Origin of the sequence: Mesorhizobium sp. M6A.T.Cr.TU.017.01.1.1 (assembly GCF_004023115.1) — a bacterium.
Classification (GTDB): Bacteria; Pseudomonadota; Alphaproteobacteria; order Rhizobiales; family Rhizobiaceae; genus Mesorhizobium; species Mesorhizobium mediterraneum.
Window position 1 is genome coordinate 1 of record NZ_RZTA01000075.1, and the last position, 16,135, is coordinate 16,135.

14 protein-coding genes are annotated in these 16,135 nt (G+C 63.7%); 1 reads left to right on the plus strand and 13 read right to left on the minus strand.

What is annotated here, in order from left to right:
• The 13 genes from EOB36_RS21960 to mraZ all read right to left on the minus strand — a co-directional run.
• On the minus strand, nucleotides 1–608 hold a 608-nt coding region (locus EOB36_RS21960), incomplete at its 3' end, for a D-alanine--D-alanine ligase (RefSeq protein ID WP_128285670.1).
• Between the two features lie 300 nt (nucleotides 609–908).
• Nucleotides 909–1,874, minus strand: coding sequence for a UDP-N-acetylmuramate dehydrogenase (gene murB, locus EOB36_RS21965; protein ID WP_127292459.1), 966 nt, complete (start codon nucleotides 1,872–1,874; stop codon nucleotides 909–911).
• Nucleotides 1,871–3,277 carry a UDP-N-acetylmuramate--L-alanine ligase gene (gene murC, locus EOB36_RS21970; RefSeq protein WP_128285671.1) on the minus strand — a complete coding sequence of 469 codons (1,407 nt, stop codon included), beginning with the start codon at nucleotides 3,275–3,277 and terminating at the stop codon, nucleotides 1,871–1,873. The genes murB and murC overlap by 4 nt, the downstream gene beginning before the upstream one ends.
• Entirely contained in the window at nucleotides 3,274–4,401 is a 1,128-nt protein-coding gene (murG, locus tag EOB36_RS21975) for an undecaprenyldiphospho-muramoylpentapeptide beta-N-acetylglucosaminyltransferase (RefSeq protein ID WP_128285672.1), read from the minus strand. The genes murC and murG overlap by 4 nt, the downstream gene beginning before the upstream one ends.
• A gap of 1 nt (nucleotide 4,402) precedes the next feature.
• A complete protein-coding gene (ftsW, locus tag EOB36_RS21980; RefSeq protein WP_127206669.1) occupies nucleotides 4,403–5,554 on the minus strand; it encodes a putative lipid II flippase FtsW in 1,152 nt (383 codons plus the stop codon).
• Nucleotides 5,554–6,957, minus strand: a complete 1,404-nt coding sequence (murD, locus tag EOB36_RS21985) for a UDP-N-acetylmuramoyl-L-alanine--D-glutamate ligase (protein WP_127206668.1) — start codon at nucleotides 6,955–6,957, stop codon at nucleotides 5,554–5,556. Before murD ends, ftsW begins: the two co-directional genes overlap by 1 nt.
• An 8-nt stretch (nucleotides 6,958–6,965) precedes the next feature.
• A complete protein-coding gene (gene mraY, locus EOB36_RS21990) occupies nucleotides 6,966–8,048 on the minus strand; it encodes a phospho-N-acetylmuramoyl-pentapeptide-transferase (protein ID WP_095483331.1) in 1,083 nt (360 codons plus the stop codon).
• A 24-nt stretch (nucleotides 8,049–8,072) separates the two neighbouring features.
• Nucleotides 8,073–9,506: a UDP-N-acetylmuramoylalanyl-D-glutamyl-2,6-diaminopimelate--D-alanyl-D-alanine ligase gene (locus EOB36_RS21995; protein WP_128285673.1), complete on the minus strand. Its 1,434-nt coding sequence runs from the start codon at nucleotides 9,504–9,506 to the stop codon at nucleotides 8,073–8,075.
• Entirely contained in the window at nucleotides 9,503–10,957 is a 1,455-nt protein-coding gene (locus EOB36_RS22000) for a UDP-N-acetylmuramoyl-L-alanyl-D-glutamate--2,6-diaminopimelate ligase (RefSeq protein ID WP_128285674.1), read from the minus strand. The genes EOB36_RS21995 and EOB36_RS22000 overlap by 4 nt, the downstream gene beginning before the upstream one ends.
• Nucleotides 10,958–11,011: 54 nt before the next feature.
• A complete protein-coding gene (locus tag EOB36_RS22005) occupies nucleotides 11,012–12,745 on the minus strand; it encodes a penicillin-binding protein 2 (protein ID WP_128285675.1) in 1,734 nt (577 codons plus the stop codon).
• Nucleotides 12,742–13,119, minus strand: coding sequence for a hypothetical protein (locus EOB36_RS22010; protein ID WP_095483327.1), 378 nt, complete (start codon nucleotides 13,117–13,119; stop codon nucleotides 12,742–12,744). The genes EOB36_RS22005 and EOB36_RS22010 overlap by 4 nt, the downstream gene beginning before the upstream one ends.
• A 4-nt stretch (nucleotides 13,120–13,123) precedes the next feature.
• Nucleotides 13,124–14,155 carry a 16S rRNA (cytosine(1402)-N(4))-methyltransferase RsmH gene (gene rsmH, locus EOB36_RS22015; RefSeq protein ID WP_127206004.1) on the minus strand — a complete coding sequence of 344 codons (1,032 nt, stop codon included), beginning with the start codon at nucleotides 14,153–14,155 and terminating at the stop codon, nucleotides 13,124–13,126.
• A complete protein-coding gene (gene mraZ / locus EOB36_RS22020; RefSeq protein ID WP_095483325.1) occupies nucleotides 14,152–14,610 on the minus strand; it encodes a division/cell wall cluster transcriptional repressor MraZ in 459 nt (152 codons plus the stop codon). The genes rsmH and mraZ overlap by 4 nt, the downstream gene beginning before the upstream one ends.
• Before the next feature lie 407 nt (nucleotides 14,611–15,017).
• Here mraZ and EOB36_RS22025 point away from each other — a divergent pair, with 407 nt between their 5' ends.
• Nucleotides 15,018–16,133, plus strand: a complete 1,116-nt coding sequence (locus EOB36_RS22025; protein ID WP_128285676.1) for a cystathionine gamma-lyase — start codon at nucleotides 15,018–15,020, stop codon at nucleotides 16,131–16,133.
• Nucleotides 16,134–16,135: the final 2 nt, after the last annotated feature.

A 16,135-nucleotide genomic window follows, 5' to 3' on the forward strand; every position in this document is an offset into this window, starting at 1 on the left:
GAATGGCCGGTCGGAATGATCTCGCAGACACCGAGCGCCACGTCGCCCATCACCGCGCAGGTCAACTCCCGCCCGTGCACATAGCGCTCCACCATGACGGTATCGCCATACTTCCAGTCGGACGAACCGATGACCTGCGGCGGATGCGACTGGCCTTCGTGCACGATGACGACACCGAAGCTCGACCCTTCATTGACCGGCTTGACGACATAGGGCGCCTTCATCGGGTGCTTGTTCTGGATGTCGAAGCGATTGACCACCTTCGATTCGGCAACCGGGATGCCGACAGACTTGGCGATCTTCTTGGCCTGCTCCTTGTTCATCGCCAGCGCCGAAGCGAGCACGCCGGAATGGGTGTAGGGAATGGCAAGATATTCGAGGATGCCCTGGATGGTGCCGTCCTCGCCGAAAGGGCCGTGCAGCGCATTGAAGGCAACATCAGGCTTGAGCTCGGCCAGCACCGATCCGACATCGCGCGAGACGTCGACGCGAGTGACCTGGTAGCCTTCCTTCTCGAGCGCATCGGCACAGGCATTCCCCGAAGACAGAGACACGGGCCGCTCGGACGAGAATCCACCCAGAAGGACGGCCACGTGCTTGCTTTTCATTTCCCGTCATTCCCTCTCACGGCGGGCCCTCTCACGGCGGGTCTGCATCTCACACGACCCGGAAAGGGCCACACACTCAAACGCTCGGAGCAGTCTCTGCTCCCATGATTTTCGCAACATCGCTTCCAGAGTCTCCCGTAGGTTGCCCCCGGACGGAAAACGCTGGTAACGCGTCGAAACGACTCAAATCAGGAAACGCTTCAGGGCAGAGAATCAGAGAGTTGATTCGCTGGCAAGTCCTTACGATTCCGAGAGATTCACTTTCCGCAAAAACGGCAGCGAAAACTGTGTTGTGAGTCTTTACAGCAACTGTCCCAGGAACTCCTGAACCTCGTGCCCCGGCCGGAAATTGCCGATGCGCTTGATTTCCCAATGCAGCCGGATGCCCGAGTTTTCGAGCACACGCGTGCGCACCGTCTCGCCAAGATATTCGAGGTCGTAGCCGGTCGCGGTTCCCGTGTTAATCATGAAGTTGCAATGCATCGGCGACATCTGCGCGCCGCCGATCATCAGTCCCCGACACCCCGCCCTGTCGATCTCCTTCCAAGCCGAGGTGCCCTCCGGATTCTTGAAGGTCGAGCCGCCGGTCTTTTCGCGGATCGGCTGCACGGTCTCGCGATGGTGCTGGACAGCATCCATCGCCGCCTTGATCGCGGCCTTGTCTTCCAAAACGCCTTCGAGCACGGCCGATATGAAGATCAGCCCGGCGGGTGCTGCCGAATGGCGATAGGCGTAGCCCATATCGGCGTTGCTCAGCGTATGCACATTACCCTTGCGGTCGAGCGCCCGCACCTCGACGACGCGCTCGCGCGTCTCGGCGCCATTGGCGCCGGCGTTCATCCTCAGCGCGCCGCCAATGGCGCCCGGAATGCCGTGGTAAAAATCAAAGCCGCCGATACCGGCCTGGTAGGCAACGGCCGCAACGCGCTTGTCGGGCGTGGCAGCCCCCGCCTTGATCGTGGTCGGCGCAATCACTTCGGCTTCGCCAAAGCCCTTGGCCGAAAGCCGGATGACGAAGCCCGCAATGCCGCCGTCGCGGACAAGCAGGTTCGAGCCGACGCCGACGATGGTCAGCGGTATCTCTTCGGGCACCGCTCTAAGGAACGCGGCGAGATCGTCCTCGTCGGCCGGCTGGAACAGTGCGTCGGCAAGTCCGCCGGCGCGAAACCAGGTGATCTTGTCCATCTCGGCATTGGGCGTGATGCGGCCGCGCAGGCCGGCAAGCCGGCCGCCAAGCTTGTCGATCAATGCCTGGCCGCGCATCACGAGGCCGTCCCGCCGAGTTCCTTGGGCAGCGCGTAAGCCCACTGCGTGATGTTGCCGGCGCCGAGGAAGACGATGAAATCGCCCGGTTTCGCCAGGTCGCGGACAACAGGTGCAATCGCCGCCGGCCCTTCGATGTAGCGCGCGTCGCGATGGCCGCCGGCGCGAATGCGCGACACCAATGCGTCGGACGTCACCCCGTCGATCGGCTCTTCGCCTGCCGCGTAGACCGGCGCCACCATCACTGTGTCGGCATCGTTGAAGCAGACGGAAAACTCGTCGAACAGATCATGCAGCCGGGTAAAGCGGTGCGGCTGCGCAATGGCGATGACGCGGCCCTTAGTAGCATCGCGCGCCGCCTTCAGAACCGCCGTGATCTCGACCGGATGGTGGCCGTAATCGTCGAATATTTCGACGCCGTTCCACGAACCGGTTCGGGTGAAGCGCCGCTTGACGCCGGCGAAGGACGACAGGCCCTTCCTGATTGCCTCGGCCGAAAGCCCGAGCTCATGCGCGACGGCGATCGCCGCGGTCGCATTAGAGACATTGTGACGGCCGGGCATCGGCAGGCGCAGGCCCGATATCGTCGACTGGCCGCGGGTCTTGCGGTCGCGGATCACCACGTCGAATTCCGAGGTCGGGCCGTCCATCCGGTGATTGGTGAAACGCACATCGGCCTGCGCATTCTCGCCATAGGTGATGACGCGCCGGTCCTCGATGCGGCTGACCAGCGCCTGCACCTCCGGATGGTCGGTGCACATGACGCCGAAGCCGTAAAACGGCACGTTCTCGACGAACTGGCGAAAGGCTTCGCGCACCTTGTCGAAGGAGCCGTAATGGTCGAGATGCTCGGGATCAATGTTGGTGACGACGGCAATCTCGGCCGGCAGCTTCAGGAACGTGCCGTCGCTCTCGTCGGCCTCGACCACCATCCATTCGCCGTCGCCCATGCGGGCGTTGGTGCCATAGGCATTGATGATGCCGCCATTGATCACGGTCGGATCGAGCCCGCCGGCTTCGAGCAGCGTCGCCACCATAGAGGTCGTCGTCGTCTTGCCATGCGTGCCGCCGATGGCCACCGCCTGCCGAAAGCGCATCAGTTCGGCAAGCATCTCGGCGCGACGGACGACGGGAAGCAGTTTCTCCCGCGCGGCCTTCAGCTCCGGATTGGATTTCTTGATCGCCGTCGAGACGACAACCACTTCGGCATCGCCGACATTATCGGCGTGATGGCCGACAAAGCACTCGATGCCCTTGTCGCGCAGCCGCTGCACATTGGCGCTGTCGGCCTGGTCGGACCCTTGCACCTTGTAGCCGAGATTGTGCAGCACCTCGGCGATGCCGCTCATGCCGATACCGCCAATGCCTATGAAATGCACAAGGCCGATCGTCTGCGGCATCTTCATGCGTGCGTCTCCTTCCTGAATTCCGATACGCTTTTCTTCGACGCAATAGCCTCTGTCAGATCGGCGAGCAACCGTGCCGCGTCCGGTTTTCCGGCCGATTTCGCCGCCGCGGCCATTGTGGTCAGCCGATCCGGATTGTCCATCAGGGTACCAATCAGCGCGGCAATGCGCTCGGACGAAAGCGTGGATTGCGGATGCACTTCGGCGCCGCCTGCCGCGGCCAATGCCGCGGCATTGGCCGCCTGGTCGTGGTCGAGCGCGTGCGGATAAGGCACCAGCAGCGCCGGACGGCCGATCACCGCGATTTCCGAAACGGTCGATGCACCGGACCGCGACATCACCAGATGCGCCGCAGCGATGCGCGCCGCCATGTCGGCGAAGAAAGGCGACACCTCAGCCTCGACGCCAAGGGCGGCATAGGCCGCCTTCACCCGCTCGACATCGTCGGCGCGGGCCTGCTGCGTGATATCAAGCCGCTTGCGTTGTGCATCGGAAAGCAGTCCGACCGCCGCCGGCATTGCATCGGAAAAGAACTGTGCGCCCTGGCTGCCGCCGAACACTAGAAAGCGGAACGGCTGCTTGCCCGTCGACGCCGCATAGGCCGTCTTTGCCGCCTCCAGTACTTGCGGCCTGACCGGATTGCCTGTGGTCACCGTCTTGGCGCCTGCAGCGCTTGAATCTTCCGGCAAAAACCCGCCGGCGATGGCATCGACGCGGCCGGCGAGCGCCCGGTTGGCGCGCCCCATCACCGCGTTCTGCTCGTGGATCAGCGTCGGCACCTTGCGCCGCGTCGCCGCATAGAGCGGCGGCAGCGTCGGATAGCCGCCGAAACCGACCACGACGGCTGGCTTGATCCGGCCGATGACGGCGGATGCCTGCCGCACGCCACCCCAGATTTTCCAGAAGGCGGCGAGCACGGCAAAAGGATTTTTCGAGCCGATGGTTGCCGACTGGATCGGATGGATGCCTGCGGCCGGAAACTGGCCGGCAAAACGCTCGGCGCGGTCATCGGTGGCCAGATGCACCGTCCAGCCGCGCCTGATCAGCTCATGCGCCAGCGCCTCGGCCGGGAAGAGATGCCCGCCCGTGCCGCCGGCCGCCAGTAGGATAACGCCCCTCGACATTTCACTCCGCCGGCATGGCGCGCTGCGACGGTGCGAAGCCCAACTGCTTGCGCTTTTCCGGCCGCTTGCGCGTCAGCGCCAGCACCATGCCCATCGAGATTGCGATGGCGATCTGCGAGGAGCCGCCATAGGAGATGAACGGCAAGGTCATGCCCTTGGCCGGCATCAGCTGCAAATTGACGGCCATATTGATGACCGACTGCAGGCCGAAAACCGTGACCAGGCCGCCAACCGCATAGCGTGTGAAATCGTCCTGCTCCTTGAGCGCGGTGCTGAGCCCGCGCAGCACGATGAAGGCGAAGATGGTCATGATGAAGAAGCACATGATCAGCCCGAACTCCTCGCCGGCCACCGAGAAGACGAAATCGGCATGGCTGTCGGGTATGACCCGCTTGACGGTGCCCTCGCCCGGCCCGACGCCGAACCAGCCGCCGTTGATCAGCGCATCGCGGCCCATGTCGACTTGGAACGTGTCGCCTTCGCCGGTCATGAAGCGGTCGATGCGGCCGGCGACATGCGGGAATACCGTATAGGCGGCAAACACCCCGCTGATGCCGGCGGCGCCCAGCGCGATGATCCACAGCCATGGCAGTCCGGCCATGAAGAACATCACCCCCCAGGTGCCGAGCACCAGCATGGTCTGGCCGAAATCAGGCTGCGCCACCAGCAGCGAGATGACGAGGGCTAGCAGCAGCATGGCGAACAGATTGCCGGGAATGTCGGGCTGGCGCTTGTGTTCGGCAAACAGCCAGGCGCAGATGACGACGAACGCCGGCTTGAGGAATTCCGACGGCTGGATCGACAGGCCGGCAAGCGACACCCAGCGCCGCGCCCCCTTCACCTCGACGCCGATGTAGAGCACCGCCACCATCAGGAACAGCGTGGCGCACAGCATCACCAGCGCCATGCGTCTGATCTGCCGCGATTCCAGGAAGGAGACGGCCAGCATCACGCCAAGTGCGGGAATGGTGAAGATGATCTGACGTGTGGCGAAGTGGAAACTGTCGAGGCCGATGCGTTGGGCCACTGCCGGGCTTGCCGCGAAGGACAGCACGATGCCGAGCCCCATCAGCGACAGGAACGCAGCCAGGAACCAGCGATCGATCGTCCACCACCAGGTGGCAACCGGGCTTTTGTCGAGACGACTTTGCATTACCGTGTCCCTCCGATGAGCTTCACGCCATCAATAGTGCTCGCAGCTTGCCTGAAGGCTTCGCCACGCACTTCGAAATTCTTGAACTGGTCGAAACTGGCGCAGGCCGGCGAAAGCAGCACCACCACCTCGCCGTTGTCATCATCCCTGGCCGCGTCGCTTGCGGCATGCTCGACTGCCGCGGCCAGCGTGCCTGAAATTTCGTAGGGCACCGCCTCGCCGAGCGTCGCCGAGAAGGCCGGTGCGGCCTCGCCAATCAGATAGGCCTTGGCGATGCGCGGAAAGAGGCCCCGCAACGGCTCGATGCCACCCTCCTTCGGCAACCCGCCGGCGATCCAGTAGATGCGCGGAAAGCTGGACAGCGCGGGCGCTGCCGCATCGGCATTGGTCGCCTTGGAATCGTTGATGAACAGCACATGGTCCTTGCGGCCGACCTGCTCCATGCGGTGCGCTAGCCCAGGAAAGCTTTCCAGCCCCGACTGGATCTCGCCCAGATCGAGCCCGACCTTGAGGCAGGCGGCGACGGCGGCCAGCGCATTCTGCGCATTGTGCTGGCCGCGCAACGAGCCGATGCCTTCGAGAAAGGCAACGCGGCTATACCGGCCATGCACCGCTTCCATCAGATCGGTGCCGTCGGCGAAATAGCCGTCGGTCAGTGGCAGGCGCTTGGAAATGCGGATGACGTGCCGGCCTGCCCGCTCCAGCCGGTCAGCGAGCTGGGCGCACCAGGAATCATCGACACCGACGATGGCCGTTTCGCTGCCGGCCGCCAGCCGCTCCTTGATCGCGGCGTAGTGCTGCATCGTGCCATGACGATCGAGATGATCGGGCGTCAGGTTGAGCAGGACGCCGGCGGTCGGATTGATCGAGGGCGCCAGGTCTATCTGGTAGGACGAGCATTCCACGACATAGTGCCGCCCGGGCTCCGGCGGATCGAGCGTCATCACCGCACGGCCGATATTGCCGCCCATCTGCGTGTCGCGTCCGGCCGATTTCAGGATATGCGCCGTCAGCGCCGTGGTCGTCGATTTGCCGTTGGTGCCGGTGATGGCGATGAACGGCGCTGCCGGCGCAAGCAACGTCCGCTCGCGGCAGAACAGCTCGATGTCGCCAATGATCTCGACGCCCGAAGCGCGCGCCAGCTCTACTGTCCAGTGCGGCTTCGGATGCGTCAGCGGCACGCCGGGCGACAGCACGAAGGCTGAGAATTTCGCCCAGTCGGCGCCGCGCAGGTCGCCGGTCGCAATACCGACGGCCGCGGCATTGGCGACGCTGCCGGGATTGTCGTCCCAGGCCAGCACGTCCGCTCCGCCCTCGATCAGCGCGCGCGCCGTGGCGATCCCCGAGCCGCCGAGCCCGAAGAGCGAAACGCGCTTGCCTGCGAAGGATACGGCGGGGATCACGCGGCCTCCTATCTAAGCTTCAGGGTCGACAGGCCGACCAGTGCCAGGATGACGGCGATGATCCAGAAGCGGATCACCACCTGGCTTTCGGTCCAGCCGAGCTTTTCGAAATGATGATGGATCGGTGCCATCAGGAACACGCGCTTGCCAGTCATCTTGAAGTAGCCGACCTGGATGATGACCGACAGGATCTCGACGACGAACAGGCCGCCGACGATGACCAGCACGATCTCGTGCTTGGTGGCAACCGCGACCGTGCCGATCAGGCCGCCCAGGGCCAGCGAGCCAGTATCGCCCATGAAGATCGCCGCCGGCGGTGCGTTGAACCACAGGAAGCCGAGGCCGGCGCCGATCACCGCGCCGAGGACCACCGCCAATTCGCCGGTGCCGGGCACGAAATGGATCTGCAGATATTCGGCGAACACCGCGTTACCGGACAGATATGCGATGACGCCGAAGGACGCCGCCGCGATCATGATCGGCACGATCGCCAGCCCGTCGAGGCCATCGGTCAGGTTCACCGCATTGCCGGCGCCGACGATGACGAAGCACGAGAACGGGATGAAGAACCAGCCGAGATTGACGAGAAACTCCTTGGCGAAAGGAAAAGTCAGCGACGACGAGAACGGCGCCTGGCCGTTGTGCATGATCACCCAGGCGGCGATGCCGGCGATGACGAATTCAAGCGCCAGCCGCGCCTTGCCGGAAAAGCCGAGATGCGATTGCTTCGTCACCTTGAGATAATCGTCGTAGAAGCCGATCGAGCCGAACCCCAGGGTCACCAGCAGCACCACCCAGACATAGATGCTGGACAGGTTCGCCCATAAAAGCGACGAGCCGATGATGCCGCACAGGATCATCAGCCCGCCCATGGTCGGCGTGCCGGCTTTCTTGAAATGCGTCTGCGGCCCGTCGGCGCGGATCGGCTGGCCCTTGCCCTGCCGCAGCCTCAGCGAATTGATGATAGCTGGCCCGAAGATGAAGACGATCAGCGCCGCTGTGATCAGCGCGCCACCGGTGCGGAAAGTTATGTAGCGGAAGACGTTGAAGACCGAGATCTTGTCCGCGAATTCGACGAGCAGTGTGAACATGCGATTCGGCCCCCGGACCTGGCTCTAGGTCTGTTTGGTGGTTGCGGCTACAGCCGGAAATCTGCCGAGCAATGCGTCGACCAGCTTGGAAAACCCGATGCCTTTCGACGATTTGATCATCACCACGTCGCCAGGCTTCAGGGCCGACAGAAGCACCAGTTTCAGATCCTCGGCGCCGGCGCGATACTCCGTCTTGATCTCACCGGGCAGGATATCGGCCAGCGCCCGCATTTCCTGGCCGGCGAGAAAGACCGTGCGCGTTTCGGTGCCGACGATGAGATCGGCAAGGGCCGCGTGCAGCTTCGCCGAATGGTCGCCGAGCTCGAGCATGTCGCCGAGCACCGCGATGCGCCTGCCTTCGCCGGACACCGGCGTCGCGTTGAGCAGCGCCATTGCAGCGCTCATCGACGCCGGATTGGCGTTGTAGCTCTCGTCGATCAACGTGATCGAACCCCTGGGGTGGCGCAACACATGGCGCTTGCCGCGTCCACGTTCGGCCGAAAGATCGGCCAGCGCCAGCGCCACCCTGCCGATGTCGGCGCCGACCAGATGCGCGGCGCCCAGCACTGCCAGCACATTTTGCACCATGTGGCGGCCAGGCGCGCCTACCCTGGCGGTGATTTCCTGTCCACCGATCTTCGCGGCAATGACCGAATGATCGGCATGCAGCGCGCATTTGAGCAGTTTGAAGGTCGCGCGGGCATTCTCGCCAAACCCGTAAATGTGCTCGACGCCGGCGGCTCTCGCCATCTTATCCAGAAGCTTCCAACGCGGGTCGTCGCGGTTGAGAAGAACGGCGCCGTCCGGTTCCAGCCCCTCGAAAATCTCGGCCTTGGCCTTGGCGATCTCGTCCAGATTGCGGAAGAAGCCGAGATGAGCCGCCGCGATCAGCGTGATGATGGCGACATGCGGCCGGACCATCTTGACCAGCGGCCGGATCTCGTCGGGATGGTTCATGCCGATCTCGAACACCGCAAAGTCGCAATCTGCCGGCATCCGCGCCAGCGTCAGCGGCACACCCCAGTGGTTGTTGAAAGACTGGGGCGATGCGTGCACCTTGCCGACCGCGGACAACACATGGCGCAGCGCTTCCTTGGTGGTGGTCTTGCCCGCCGAACCGGTTACCGCGATGATCTTGGCGCTGGACCGCGCGCGTGCGGCCAGCCCTAGCTTTTCCAGTGCGGCCAGCACGTCCTGCACGACGATCATCGGCGCCGTCAGCCGTCCGAGCGACGGCAGCTTGCCCTCGGCGACGACCAGCACGCCGGCGCCGGCCTTGATGGCGGCGGTCGCGAAATCATGGCCGTCCATCGCCTCGCCCTTGATGGCGAAGAAAGCATCGCCCGGCTCAAGGCTGCGGCTGTCGATCGAGATGCCGCTAATACCTTCCGGCATCGGCCCGAGCGGTCGTCCGCCCATGGCGGCGACGAGATCCTCGGAGGTCCACAGGAAGCTCATGCGACGCGCTCCTGGAGCGCGGAGCGGACTTCCTCATGGTCGGAAAAATGCAGCGTCTCGGCGCCGACGGTCTGGCCTTCCTCATGCCCCTTGCCAGCCACGATCAGCGTGTCGCCGGCATGGAGCATGGCGACTGCCTCGTGGATCGCCTTGCGCCGATCGCCGATCTCTACGGCCCCGGGTGCGGCGGCAAGGATCGCGGCGCGGATCGTTTCGGGCACTTCCGAGCGCGGATTGTCGTCGGTGACGATAACGACATCGGCGAGCCGCGTCGCGATCTCGCCCATGATCGGACGCTTGCCCCGGTCGCGGTCGCCGCCACAGCCGAACACGACGATGACGCGACCGGTGGTGAACGGCCGTACCGAAGCCAACACGTTTTCCAGCGCGTCCGGCTTGTGCGCATAATCGACATAGACCGGCGCACCGTTGACAGTGGTGCCGACAAGGTCCAGCCGACCCGGCGCGCCCTTCAATTTCTCCAACGCCATCAGGGCTTTGGCGGCAGGCGCTCCAGTAGAAATGGCGAGGCCCGCCGAAACCAGCGCATTGGCTATCTGGAAATCCCCGGCCAGCGGAAGGTCGACCTCGTGGAGAATGCCATCGACCTCGACCTCGGCACGCTGGCGGTGGCGCTCGTGCTCGACCCGCTTCAGTCTCAGGAACTCGCCATGACGGCCAACCGTCAGCACATTCAATCCCGCCGCTCTCGCCGCCTGGATCGTCGGCTCTGACCATGGATCGTCGGCAAAGATGACGGCCGGCGCGCCCTTCGGCAGCAGCGTGTCGAACAGGCGCAGCTTGGCGCGATGATAGTCCTCGACCGTCGGATGGTAGTCCATGTGGTCGCGACCGAGATTGGTGAAACCGCCGGCTGCAAGCTTCACGCCGTCGAGCCGGCGCTGGTCGAGGCCGTGGCTGGAGGCTTCCATCGATGCGTGGGTGACGCCGGCATCCGCCAGGTCCGCCAGCAGCCTGTGCAGATCTACCGGGTCGGGGGTGGTCAGCGAGCCATATTCGTTGCGGCCCGGCGCCACCACGCCGGTCGTGCCGATTGAAGCGGCAGCGAAGCCCGACTGCTCCCATATCTGCCTGGTGAAAGCCGCAACCGATGTCTTGCCGCTGGTGCCGGTCACCGCGACCATGGTTTGCGGCTGCCTGCGGAAGTAGCGGGCGGCACTCAGCGCCAGCGCAAGGCGCGGATCGTCGACGGCGAGAACGGGCACCGGCAGTCCGGCGATGGCGCTGCCCTTGCCGGCCACGATCGCTGATGCGCCGCGGCTGGCGGCATCGGCGGCATAGGCGGCGCCATCCGCCTTGGTGCCGGTGAGCGCGAAAAAGACCACGCCCGGTCTTACCTGGCGGGAATCCGACGAAATCCCGGTAACCTCCGTATCGAAGGAAGCTGTCCCCTCGACAGGCAGGATACCGGCTAGATCTTTCAGCTTCATCGAACCCCGTTCATCGCAACAAAATAGCGCGCAGTTGCCGGCGCGCCCTAAGAATCACTGATAGGAAACCAGCGTTGCGCCATTTTCATGGCTGAAATCTGGCTTCACGCCAAGCATGGAAGCCGAACGTCGGATGATGTTTGCAGCCATGGCGCCCGCATTCGAGGCGGCCGTCGCACCCATGCCGGGCTTTTCCGGCTTCGGTTCGTCGGCGATCGTGAGCACGATGTATTGCGGATCGTCCATCGGGAAAGCCGCAACGAAGGCGTTGAAATTCTTGTCCTTTGAGTAGCGGCCGTTGACAACCTTCTCGGCCGTTCCCGTCTTGCCGCCGACGCGATAACCTGGAACCCTGGCGTTCCTGCCTGACCCTTTCTCGGCGTTCAGTGCGTAGAGATAGCGCATGCTCTCGGATGTCTTGTCGCTGACCACTTTCTTGGCCACCGACATCGCCTGTTCCTGGGTGCGCGTCAGGAAGGTCGGCTCGATCAGATAGCCGCCATTCATCAGCGCGGCGCAGCCGACCGCCGTCTGCAGCGGCGTCGTCGACACACCGTGACCGAAGGCGATGGTGATCGAATGGACCTGCTTCCAGACTTTGGGCTCGGTCGGGCGGGCGACCTCCGGCAGTTCCGTCTGCATCTTCTCGAGGATCCCCAGGCGATGCAGGAATTCGCGGTGCCCCTCGATGCCAACCGCTTCGGCTTCCTTGGCCGAACCGATGTTGGACGAGTAGATGAACACTTCAGGCACCGACAGGACCCGGGCCTTGCCGTGAAAATCATGGATGGTCTGACGGCCGATCCTGATCGGACGCGAAGCGTCGAAACGGCTTTCCAGCGTCACTTTGCCGGAATCGAGCGCCATGGCGGTGGTAAAGCTCTTCAAGGTCGAGCCCATTTCGTAGAGGCCGGCCGACATGCGGTTCAAGCGGTCCTTTTCCTGCGCATTGTAGGGGTTGTTCGGATCGAAATCCGGAACCGAGGCCATCGCCATCACTTCGCCGGTCTTGATGTTGAGAACGACAGCGCCCGCCGCGATTGCGCGGTATTTCTCCATGCCTGTGGCGACCTCGTCTCGCACGATATGCTGGACGCGCAGGTCGATCGAGAGCCGCACCGGCTTCAGATCCTTGGCCACCGCAAGTCCCGACGCTTGAAGGTCGCTCAGTCCCTGTTCGTCGATGTATTTCTCCATGCCGGAGATGCCCTGGTTGTCGATGTTGGTGAGGCCGACAATGTAGGAAGAGGTTTCGCCAGCCGGATAGAAACGGCGCTTTTCGGTGCGGAAGCCGAAGCCGGGAATACCGAGCTGCATGATATCCGATTGTTGCTTGGGCGTCAGTTGCCGCTGCAACCAGACGAAGCCGGCGCCGCTCTTCAGCTTGTGGTAGGTCTGCTCGTAGTCGATTTCGGGAAGCACCGTCGCCAGCTTTTCGATCGCCTCGTCGGCGTCGACGATGCGGCGTGGCTCGGCAAACAGCGACGCCGTCTTGATGTCCGTCGCCAGCACCTCGCCGTTGCGGTCGACAATGTCGGGCCGAGACGCCGTCACCCGGCTCTGCGGGCCGCCGGACAGATCGGGATTCTGAAAACCCAGATAGACCAGACGACCGGTGATGGTCGAATAGATGCCGAAGAACACCGCCATCGTCATCACAATGCGGGTCCTGCCTTTGCCGCCGGTCGCCTTGCGGGCGCCTTCGACGACAATCGATCCGTCCTCCAACTTGGCGCCGCCCTTCAGCAGTCTGGCAACCCTGGCGATCAATGGAGCCCTTGGAATCATTGGACGATGCCTCCGGTCACGACGGGGTCCTTGCCGCCACTATCGGCCATGCCGCCCAGCGGCTGGGACGAAAGGTCCTCGATGGTGACGGGTTTTGCCGGCAGATCGTCCAGCCCGATGATCTGGCGGGCGCTGACCGGCTCGAGCTCGAGTTGCGATTTGTAGATGTCGGCCAGCTTTTGCAGGCGCGACGGCTGGGTAAGCAGGCTCCAGTCCGCCTTGAGCAGATCGATCGTATCCTCCTCGTAGCGGATCTGCGCTTGGATCTTGTGCACCGCCGCCAATTGTTCCTCGGCTTCGCGCTTGGTCTTGTAGGTCAAGGCCGCAGCCGAAACCATGACGGCGATCAGGACTATGTCGCTGGTACGAAACACGTGCTCACCTCTCTCCCGGCCGGTCGGCACCGGGAAGTTTTGGGTCAGGAAGTTTTGGAAGCCCGAAAATCGAAAAGTCGCCGGCGCGCGCCGGTGCGTCGGTGCGGGCAGCAGCGCGCAGCCTAGCCGAGCGCGCGCGCGGATTGGCTGATATCTCGGCCTCATCCGGCGTCACGCCGCTACCCACCTTTTTGAAGGTGGCGGTGCGCGCTTGCGCCTCGGGCAGGTGCCGCGATCCGGTCGCCGCATCAGCGCGATCGGCGATGAAACGCTTGACGATGCGGTCTTCCAGGGAGTGGAACGTCACCACGGCCAGCCGTCCGCCCGGTTTCAGCACGCGTTCAGCCGCAAACAGCGCCTTGGCCAGTTCGCCGAGTTCGTCATTGACGAAAATGCGCAGCGCCTGGAAGACGCGGGTTGCTGGATGGATCTTGTCCTTCGGCGCGCGGCCGATATGCGTCTCGATCGCGTCGGCAAGGTCGAGCGTGCGCTCGAACGGATGTTTTTCGCGACGGTTTTCGATCATCCGGGCGATGCGGCCGGCATGGCGCTCTTCGCCAAGAAACCCGAAGATGCGGGCAAGGTCGCCCACCTTGAAGCTGTTGACGACATCGGCGGCGCTCAGGCCAGCCTGCGCCATGCGCATGTCGAGCGGTCCGTCGGCGCGGAACGAAAAACCGCGCTCCGCCTGGTCGATCTGCATCGAGGAGATGCCGATGTCGAGCACGACGCCGTCAGCGCTTTCCAGATGCTCGTCCAATGTCGAGAACGGCGCCTGAACCAGCCTGAGCTTGCCGCCCGATTGTTGTTCGAGGACACGACCCGCAGCGATCGCATCCGGATCGCGGTCTATGGCGACGACCGAGGCGCCGCTCGCAAGAATTGCTTTGGTGTAGCCGCCGGCGCCGAATGTGCCGTCGACGATCACCTCGCCCGCTGCAGGCGAAAGCGCCTTCAGCACCTCGGCAAGGAGGACCGGAATGTGACGAGCCGGTCCGCCAGCGGCGTGAGGGTCGTCGCCGTAGCCCGCCATCATTCCGGTCGCTCCCCAGGCTTCGTCCCCTGCCGAAGCTGCAAAAGCCGGGCGCGTGCTTCCGTCCCATAGGCGGTGAGCCGTCCAGGCTCCCAGATCTGAAAGAAATTGCCGCGACCGACAAACGCCGCTTCCGCGGAAATGCCCGTGTGCTCGCGGATGAAATCGGTCATCGAGATGCGGCCGTCCTGATCCAGCTTGAGAAAGGTTCCATCGCCATGGCAGAAGAACGACATGTCGTCCGCCGTCTGCAGGAAGGGGTCTTCCTGCGCGATGCGCTGCTCGTAACGGTCGAGCAGGTCGAGGCCGCCGACATCCATCGCCGGACGATCCAGGCAGCGCAACGCGTAGAGTTCCGAATAGCCGCGCTTCTGCACAACCGCACGGAAATGCGCTGGAACGGACACCCGCCCCTTCGCATCGATCCTGTTCACCGCGCTTGACAGAAACCGGTCCATTACGCGTTACGGCCGCTTGCGCCGCCGCACCCCTCTGCATCTTGCCGTCCGCGCCGCCCCGGCGCGGTCCCTGCCCAAAACTCACTTCGTTCTGAAAGGCGAAAGCAGGCAAACGCGCAGCCGCCGCGGCTGCCCGATTGGCGTACGCTTCACCCTGACGCGGAACGAAGGCTTGAATATCGAAATGGGATATCATGGGGCGTTATGGGCGTCAACGGGAATAGGCTTCACAAACGCGCGCGCCACAACCGATGAGAGCAGCTTTGACGGCACTCCCGTCTTTATGCTCCATTAAGCCTAACGAAGCGTTTAGAGCCGCTTGGCCTAACCGGAGTCGGCTTGCCGCGGGTCGCTGCCACGCATAGCGTCGGCCCGTCCTTTCCCGGTCAGAAACAAGGTTGAAATCCATGTCCGAAACAGCCAAGTTCCGCGCGGCGGCACTTCCCCATCTGCGTCGCGGCAGGCTTGCCAAGGGCGCCCCAATCCCTTTGCCCCTGACTATGGCGGCCATTTTCCACGCGCCCGGCGACGCCACCGGCTTCGATCAATATGGCCGCTTCAGCAATCCGACCTGGGACGCGGTCGAGCACATGCTGGCGCATCTGGAAGACGCGCCATGTGTTGCCTTCCCCTCGGGAATGGCTGCAATCTCGGCGGTGTTTTTTGGGTTGCTCAAATCCGGCGACCGTATCCTGCTGCCGTCGGACGGCTATCACACCACCAGAGCGCTGGCGGAGCGCTTCCTGAAATCTTTCGGCGTCGCCTACGATGTCCGGCCGACATCGACCTTCCTCGACGGCGGCTTCGATGGATATCGACTGGCCTTCGTCGAAACTCCCGCCAACCCGGGACTGGACATCTGCGACATTACGGCTGTCGCCGAAGCGGCGCACAAAGCGAGCGCGATCCTGGTGGTCGACAACACGACGATGACGCCCTTCGGCCAACGACCGCTCGATCTCGGCGCCGACATCGTTGTTGCCGCCGACACCAAGGCACCCAATGGCCATTCCGACGTGCTGTTCGGCCATGTCGCCAGCCGCAATGCGGATATCATTGCTGCCGTCACTGACTGGCGCGAAACATCAGGCGCCATTCCCGGGCCGTTCGAGGCATGGCTGGTGCATCGCGGCCTGGAAACGCTCGACGTGCGTTTCGACCGCATGTGCTCTTCCGCGGAAGTGCTGGCGCGGCGGCTGAAGGACCATCCTGCGATCAGCGGCTTGCGCTTTCCGGGGCTTGAAAGCGATCCGTCGCACAATCTTGGCCACGCCCAGATGGAGCGCTTCGGCTTTCTCATCTCATTCGTGCTCGCCTCGGAGGACAAGGCCGAGGATTTCATCAACAACTGCGCATTGATGCAGGCGGCGACGTCGTTCGGAGGCGTGCACACTTCGGCGGAACGGCGAGCGAAAAGAGGAGACGCTGTTCCGCCCGGCTTCGTTCGCCTGTCGGTCGGCTGCGAACCGGTGGAAGAGCTTTGGCAGGCGATCGAGGCGTCGTTGGACGGCATCAGCGGCTGAAG

Excerpts from the sequence above, each read along its gene's own strand:
- EOB36_RS21995 (WP_128285673.1), bottom strand. The coding sequence starts at position 9,506 with ATGAGCTTCCTGTGGACCTCCGAGGATCTCGTCGCCGCCATGGGCGGA.
- ftsW (WP_127206669.1), bottom strand. The coding sequence starts at position 5,554 with ATGCAAAGTCGTCTCGACAAAAGCCCGGTTGCCACCTGGTGGTGGACG.
- murG (WP_128285672.1), bottom strand. The coding sequence starts at position 4,401 with ATGTCGAGGGGCGTTATCCTACTGGCGGCCGGCGGCACGGGCGGGCAT.
- mraZ (WP_095483325.1), bottom strand. The coding sequence starts at position 14,610 with ATGGACCGGTTTCTGTCAAGCGCGGTGAACAGGATCGATGCGAAGGGG.
- EOB36_RS22025 (WP_128285676.1), top strand. The coding sequence starts at position 15,018 with ATGTCCGAAACAGCCAAGTTCCGCGCGGCGGCACTTCCCCATCTGCGT.
- EOB36_RS22005 (WP_128285675.1), bottom strand. The coding sequence starts at position 12,745 with ATGATTCCAAGGGCTCCATTGATCGCCAGGGTTGCCAGACTGCTGAAG.
- murC (WP_128285671.1), bottom strand. The coding sequence starts at position 3,277 with ATGAAGATGCCGCAGACGATCGGCCTTGTGCATTTCATAGGCATTGGC.
- EOB36_RS22000 (WP_128285674.1), bottom strand. The coding sequence starts at position 10,957 with ATGAAGCTGAAAGATCTAGCCGGTATCCTGCCTGTCGAGGGGACAGCT.
- rsmH (WP_127206004.1), bottom strand. The coding sequence starts at position 14,155 with ATGATGGCGGGCTACGGCGACGACCCTCACGCCGCTGGCGGACCGGCT.
- mraY (WP_095483331.1), bottom strand. The coding sequence starts at position 8,048 with ATGTTCACACTGCTCGTCGAATTCGCGGACAAGATCTCGGTCTTCAAC.